The organism is Commensalibacter sp. A3DC (assembly GCF_047307945.1).
Lineage (GTDB): Bacteria > Pseudomonadota > Alphaproteobacteria > Acetobacterales > Acetobacteraceae > Commensalibacter > Commensalibacter melissae.
In genome coordinates, this window is the sequence record NZ_JAXOQA010000019.1 from 23,174 (window position 1) to 29,938 (window position 6,765).

General features: G+C 37.4%; 7 protein-coding genes. All 7 read right to left on the reverse strand.

From position 1 onward, the window contains the following. Positions 1-3: 3 nt before the first annotated feature. Positions 4-1,680 carry a sugar MFS transporter gene (locus U0839_RS03680; RefSeq protein WP_232349971.1) on the reverse strand — a complete coding sequence of 559 codons (1,677 nt, stop codon included), beginning with the start codon at positions 1,678-1,680 and terminating at the stop codon, positions 4-6. Between the two features lie 191 nt (positions 1,681-1,871). Continuing rightward, a complete protein-coding gene (gene bluB / locus U0839_RS03685) occupies positions 1,872-2,510 on the reverse strand; it encodes a 5,6-dimethylbenzimidazole synthase (RefSeq protein WP_110438692.1) in 639 nt (212 codons plus the stop codon). 59 nt (positions 2,511-2,569) lie between these two features. Further along, positions 2,570-3,232: a phospholipid-binding protein MlaC gene (locus U0839_RS03690; protein WP_110438693.1), complete on the reverse strand. Its 663-nt coding sequence runs from the start codon at positions 3,230-3,232 to the stop codon at positions 2,570-2,572. Positions 3,233-3,247: 15 nt separating this feature from the next. Further along, a complete protein-coding gene (locus tag U0839_RS03695) occupies positions 3,248-4,069 on the reverse strand; it encodes a VacJ family lipoprotein (RefSeq protein WP_155568985.1) in 822 nt (273 codons plus the stop codon). Positions 4,070-4,351: 282 nt separating this feature from the next. Further along, on the reverse strand, positions 4,352-5,182 hold the full coding sequence (locus U0839_RS03700) for a TerB family tellurite resistance protein (RefSeq protein WP_413550102.1): 831 nt from the start codon (positions 5,180-5,182) through the stop codon (positions 4,352-4,354). A gap of 171 nt (positions 5,183-5,353) precedes the next feature. Then, positions 5,354-5,578, reverse strand: a complete 225-nt coding sequence (locus U0839_RS03705; RefSeq protein ID WP_413550103.1) for a ribbon-helix-helix domain-containing protein — start codon at positions 5,576-5,578, stop codon at positions 5,354-5,356. A 20-nt stretch (positions 5,579-5,598) separates the two neighbouring features. Continuing rightward, positions 5,599-6,657: a tRNA epoxyqueuosine(34) reductase QueG gene (queG, locus tag U0839_RS03710; protein WP_155568987.1), complete on the reverse strand. Its 1,059-nt coding sequence runs from the start codon at positions 6,655-6,657 to the stop codon at positions 5,599-5,601. Positions 6,658-6,765 lie beyond the last annotated feature (108 nt).

The window sequence follows — 6,765 nt, forward strand, 5'->3', positions numbered from 1 at the left end:
AAATTATGCTGTTACCTTTTTTGGATTGGAGCCTTTGGCACCGTAATATAGAATAAATGCGTAACAAATCAGGGTTAGAAAGAATGCATGCTGAATTCCAATAGCATCGCTTAGCATTCCCTGAATGAACGGTACGACTGCACCACCAACAATAGCCATAACTAACAAACTCGATGCCTGTTCTGTTAGAGGGCCCATTTCTGCAATACCGAGTGAGAATATGGTTGGGAACATTATAGAGTTGAACAACCCAATCGCCACGATGGAATAAACCGCAACGTACCCTGTGCTAAACATGGTTGTCAATAATAGACAGAGATTGATAATTGCACACCAACTTAGCATTTTACTTGGCGAACTTTTGACCATCACGGCTGATCCAACAATCCTGCCAACCATGGTGCCTCCCCAGAATAAAGTAACATATTGTGCAGCTTGCTGTTCAGACATTCTGCCGATTTCTGGCAAGGTCAGATAATTTATCATAAAACTGCCCAATGCGACTTCGGCACCAACATAACAGAAGATTCCTATGGCGCCCAAGACTGCATGAGGATGTTTGAACACGTCAGAAAGTTTATAGTTTTGTTTCTGTTGGTTTTGATTGTCGTCTTTGTTGGTAGGTAATTTAAAGATTGCTACAAAGCCAGCCAGTAAAACAAGGATAATTCCAAGCACTGCATAAGGTGTTTGAACAGATTTAGCTTGTTCTTTACGATACTGTTCAATTTTAGTATTGGTTGAATCAGAAATATGTTGTTTGAGCTGTGTGAGATTTTCCTGATCAATTGGTTGCAATTTCAGGGTTGAAAAGCTTTCAAGAGCTTCAACCAAGGACCCGGTTGGAATTTGGTCAATTTGTTCAGCGGTGAAATGACTTAATAAGCTTAATTTTTTTTCAGTTGGTATATTGTTTAGTGTTGTTCCAATTAATTCGGGTGAAAATTTTTGAAATTCTTGTTGGATTAGGGAATCCGGAAGCTTTTCGTATATATAAGGAGGTATGTTCTTCAAAGCATATGCAACATTTTCATTGGAGGCCTTTGCAAAAATTGCCTCTATATCATTTGTTGGATTATTTTCAAGAGTTGAAATCAACTGGATGGTCTGTGGATCGGATGCAATCCTGTTGGGTATTGTATAAGCGGCACCGGTTAAGATTAGAATACTGCCAAGATAAGGAGCAACAGTCGTCCCAAGGGCATTCAAGGCCTGGGCCATGTTAAGGCGGCTAGAACTTGTTTTTTGTGGCCCTAAAAGTGTGACATAAGGATTGGCTGAAACTTGCAGGATGGTAATGCCGGTTGCCAAAATAAATAGGGCAAGAAGGAAAAAGTAGTAATTCGCAATTGTTGCTGCCGGCCAGAATAAAAATGTTCCAATGGCGGCAATAATCAATCCGGTAATGATTCCTTTTTTATAACCAAGTCTGGATACAATTTTGCCTCCTGGAACAGACATTAAAAAATATGCTCCAAAAAACGTGAATTGCACCAGCATCGCTTGTGTGTAATTAAGGTTAAAGACGGTTTTGAGATGTGGAATTAAAATGTTGTTTAGACAGGTTAAGAAACCCCACATGAAAAACACGATTGAAATAACACTTAAGGCAATAGGGTAATTGGTAAATTTATTGTCTTGAGTTGTTATGGTTGACGCTTCATTTGAAGAATGACTCATAAACTTAATTCCCTTGTTATTTAGGGTTATATTTTATATCAAGATGGTTTCTTTTTTAAGGTAAATATAGAAAGGCAATATTTATTTAACAAGAACTCATAAATTATAGCAAAGCATAAAAAGTGTCTGTTAAAAAGGTTTTTTTTTAATTAAACCGTAAAAAATGCCACGAAATTCTTAATCTTGAATTGCTATTTGATGATCCATTTATTTTTTTGCGAATTACGCTTTTCCCAACCTTTTTCTTCAAGCTCTGGTTTATCCCGGATCGTTTGTGGATATCCAACACAGAGGTAAGCGATAAATTCAAGGGTTTCCGGTATTTCAAGAATCTGATGTATATCCTTTGGTGTTATGATGGAAACCCATCCAACGCCTATACCATAGGCTCTGGCAGCTAACCAGAAGCTATATATGGCCATAACAGTTGAGTAAGCGGTGGTTTGCGGCATTGTCTTGCGTCCTAGGCCTTTGCCCTGATCGGGATTGCGTTCGGAAAAAACAGCAATATGATGTGGAGCGTCATCCATTCCGGATAGTTTTAAAGAATTGTAAAGCTTTTGTTTATCGGAACTGTAATCACGGCTTGCCTGTAAATTATTTTTTTTAAAAACATTATGGATTTTCTGTCGCAATTCGGGTCTGTTAATTTTGATAAAGTACCAGGGTTCACTCAATCCAACAGAAGGTGCCTTACATGCAAAAGACAATAATTGATCCATTATTTCGTCAGGTATAGGATCTGGTTTAAAATGCCTGACATCCCTTCGCCAAGTGAACAGCTGTTCAAGTTCATTTATAAAATGATCTGAAAAACGCTCTTTAGTCATGATTACTGGCAGGATAATTATTATGCCATCATAAAATATTTTATGATGGTCAATTTAATTTAGGAATGGTTTTGAAGTTGGCGTTTTAAGGCTGCAATCAAAGCGGATACATCATTTTGATGACGTGCAATAAAAGATGTGTAATCTCCTCTTTGAGTTACGGCAAGTGACGCATTTTCACCAATAATATCAACAACCATTGGGGAGCCATTTTTAATTTCAATAATCCACTGAATGACGACATCTGGCTGTTTTGGACGTTTCAAGGTAGTCTGAATGGATTTTTTGTTTCCCTCTGTTGACGTAATTTCGCCAATGGTAAATGAAACCCCTTTATATTCTCCAAGCCGATTGGTAATTGAATTAACGAGTACCTGATGAAAAAGCTGGGTATATTCTTGTTGCTGGTCTGAAGTGGCGACCCTCCAAAAACGCCCCAGACAGAATTTCGCGATACCATCGACATCAACATATTTATTCAAAATAGGCAGAAATTTTTCTTTTTGTTCAGTCTTCGAATAATCTGCATTTACAATGGCAACCATTTCATTCCCGGTGGATCGCAGCCACTCTTTCAACTGATTGTCGGAATAGGTGGCTTCTGAAGCATGAACTTGGGTTATAAGAGGGAAAATCGCTTGTTTTGAAACAACGTTCCCAGCAAGGAGAATACCGCTAATCGCAAGTGCAGGAAAAAAGATTTTACAGGGATGAATTTTCAAAATATAGCTCCTAAATTATTTAACATACCATGCAGGGACAGTTGCTCTATGATCCTCGATAAGTGCTTTGATTTCAGCATCTTGCTGTTGTTGATAGGCACTTCGGATGGTTGCGTAAGGATCCAAAGAATCCTGTTGCAATTGATTCATCGCATCAAGATAATCAGCCCTCGAACTTATTACACCTAAAATATTATATGCCCAGTTAAAAGTTATCAAGCCATATCCTCTGGGGACATAATTCCATGGTGACAGACCAACCGCAATGATGGATCCCCCACCTTCACGTAGAGAGGTTGGTCCCATGAAGGGAACGAATAGATAGGGACCTGATTTTACGCCCCAACTGGCCAGAGTCATACCGGGGGTGGTGTCATGATGTTTATATCCAGCCATTTCGGCTACATCTATTAATCCTCCAATTCCGGCCACCATGTTTATACACCAACGGGCAAAAGCATCTCCAGCGCGTCTTGATTTACCTGCCCCGACATCTGAGAAAAAGACAACGGGTTCATCCATGGTGCGTATCATATTGCTGAGTGATTTCCGGACCACTTTTGGCACCGCCCATACATACGCTTTGGCTACAGGTTTCAGCGTATATTTATCCATTTTTATTGTAAAATTGTACATTTTACGATTGGTTGGCTCATATTTGTCATTATTATGTTTATATTCAGCCAAGGCTTCAGGATCTTTTGGTGGCGGATTACTGCATCCATTCAGAAAAATGCCAAGACAGCCCAGAAAAGTTAAGCAAGGTAATAAAAAATTCTTTTTTTTCAGTTCGGATGATTTTGGAAAATTAAAGAAAGAAAATAGGGTGAAATTCATGGCAACCTTTGTTAACTTTTAATTCGTTATAACAATTTTAAATTTTGATCATACAATTTAAATGAATTAAATAAATAATCATAACAATTTAGGCAATAACAATTCAGAACATAGCAGATTCATCATTAAACAACAGAAAAAAGAATTTGTATTAATTAAAATTGAGACATGAAAGATCTGATTGTGGTAATAAAACAACAAATAACTAAAGATCTTTTATGTTATGCTCATGTCTCAAAATTAAGAATCTGATCCAAACGATTATATAGAAAATTGTTGAAATTAAATTCCACGATTATGTTTAATATAATCCCATGCAGCATTAATTTTTACGATTTTTTGGTTTGCCTTTTCAATTTCCTTTGGATCTCCTCCTTTTGCTGCAATAAGGTCAGGGTGATAGATGCGAACAAGTTCACGCCAACGGTTGCGGATAGTTTCGGTATCCGTTTTAGGATCAACCCCAAGTATTACGTATGCATCAGGTTCGTCAGAAACAGAACGGGGACTGCCTCCTTGGGTTGCATAATCCCATACTCGTTCTGAGAGACCGAATATATGCTGGATATGTCGCAAATATTTTTCTTCAAGCGGATGAAGAGGTTCCGATTTTTTTAAATCAGAACGGGCCAGCATATATAGAAGGATAAAAACATTTTCAAGTTTGCCTTTTTCCTCTTGGAAATTGTGTTTAAGAATTTTTGCAAATTTTGGATAATCATCAACTCTTGAACGGGCCCGATCAAAAAGCATACCTATTTGCTTTTCTTGTTGTGGTGGAATATGAAGATGATGTTTAAAATAATCAACCTCACTTCGGTTGACCGGACCATCACATTTGGCAAGCTTGGCAGATAAAATGATGAGACATAATGCCATAACTTGCTCTTTTTTACCGGCATTTGAGGCCATTTGCACAGCAATATAGGTGCTGGCACCCACAAGATCGGGAGAGATCTTATGTTTCCATTGTTCAACCCATCCTCCCAAAGGTGGATTTAACAGTTTGTTTTTATCTGCAGCATGACCAATGGCAGCACCTAGTAATGCTCCAAGAGGACCACTTGTTGCGAAGCCGGCGATTGTTCCAAAAATTTTTCCAAAAACAGGCATTGAATTAATATAATAGAATTAAACTTGCTTCATTCTATTATTCTTTTGTTAAAAGGCAAATTTATTTTAAAAGTTTTCGTGGCATATATTATCTGTAATATGAGGGATAATTTATTTATTTAATTACAGTCAATGATTTTTATTGAAAAAAAAGTTGGAAAAATCAAATAACTATATTTGTTTTAATATAAAATGTAACGCTGTTAATCTTAGCATAGAGGATAGCGGATGATTTGCACACCGTTTTGCATCAATTTCAGTAATCAAATGAAGCAGGGTAAGATTTTTTGATACCGCCATTTGATCTAGAATATCCCAAAAGTCCTGTTCCAGAGCGATGCTTGTGCGATGGCCAGAAATTTGAAAACTGCGTTTTTTTAAATAATGTCGTGACATGATTTTTGATTGGCTTGCAATTATATGGATATCATAAATTGATCAAATGCCCATTGGGCTGTTTCCTTGATAATAGCATTATCATGATTTTTCCAATTTATTATTAGTGGTAAAAGATTTTCTATATTTGAATTACCTGCCGCAATCAGGATATTCCTGATAAATCGTAAATGACCAATACGCTTTACAGGAGATCCAGTGAAAAAACTTCTGAAATCTTCCTCATTGAATTGAAGAAATTTTGCAAGTGGGGGTGAAACAAGTTCGGTTCGAGCCTGTAACTTGATGTGACGACTTTGACTGGCGAAACTATTCCATGGACAGACAGCCAGACAATCATCACAACCGTAAATTCGATTTTGCATAGCCTTACGAAATTCAATGGGGATACTGCCGGCATATTCTATAGTGAGATATGAAATACAGCGTTTTGCATCCAGTTTAAAAGGCTCGGGAAAAGCCTGAGTTGGACAGGAAACCAAGCATTTTTTACAGGAACCACAATGTGATTTGCTTGCAGGTAGAGGGGGAATATGAAGGGTGGTCAATATCTCACCTAAAAAAAGCCAACTGCCAAATTGACGGGAAACCAGATTTGTATGTTTTCCCTGCCAACCTAAACCTGCCTTTTGCGCGAGAGGTTTTTCCATGATGGGTGCCGTATCGACAAAAACCTTAACCTGTTCATTATTTGAATAATATTTTGTCTCTTTTAATATAAATTGGGCTAAATGTTTCAGCCATCCCTTGATTATATCATGATAGTCCCGATTACGGGCGTAAACAGATATATTAGCACATTCAGGATGTTTAAGATTTTCCAGGGGATTTTCCCTGGGGCCATAATTTACTCCCAAGACAATTGCCGTTTTCACTTCCGGCCATAAATGGTGGGGACTGGAACGATAATATAGACGATCTTCCAACCACTGCATGGTTCCATGCCGTTTGAGAGAAATGAATTCCTTAAGCAAAACCGCTTTTTCTGGTGGTAGAGATGCTTCACAAATGCCACATTGATCAAATCCCAATTCAATCGCTTTTTTTTGAATAAGTTTGGAAAAATTTTTAGGTAGCATGAAGATATGAATATATAACTACATCAATTGTAATTCAGATTATCTATTTTATAGAATAGGTTTGTATATTCAAACAAGTTTTCTTTAAGTGTAAAAAACATTCTTAAA

Coding starts and splice junctions, on each gene's coding strand:
- U0839_RS03700 (WP_413550102.1), bottom strand. CDS start 5,182: ATGCCTGTTTTTGGAAAAATTTTTGGAACAATCGCCGGCTTCGCAACA.
- U0839_RS03680 (WP_232349971.1), bottom strand. CDS start 1,680: ATGAGTCATTCTTCAAATGAAGCGTCAACCATAACAACTCAAGACAAT.
- U0839_RS03705 (WP_413550103.1), bottom strand. CDS start 5,578: ATGTCACGACATTATTTAAAAAAACGCAGTTTTCAAATTTCTGGCCAT.
- U0839_RS03695 (WP_155568985.1), bottom strand. CDS start 4,069: ATGAATTTCACCCTATTTTCTTTCTTTAATTTTCCAAAATCATCCGAA.
- queG (WP_155568987.1), bottom strand. CDS start 6,657: ATGCTACCTAAAAATTTTTCCAAACTTATTCAAAAAAAAGCGATTGAA.
- bluB (WP_110438692.1), bottom strand. CDS start 2,510: ATGACTAAAGAGCGTTTTTCAGATCATTTTATAAATGAACTTGAACAG.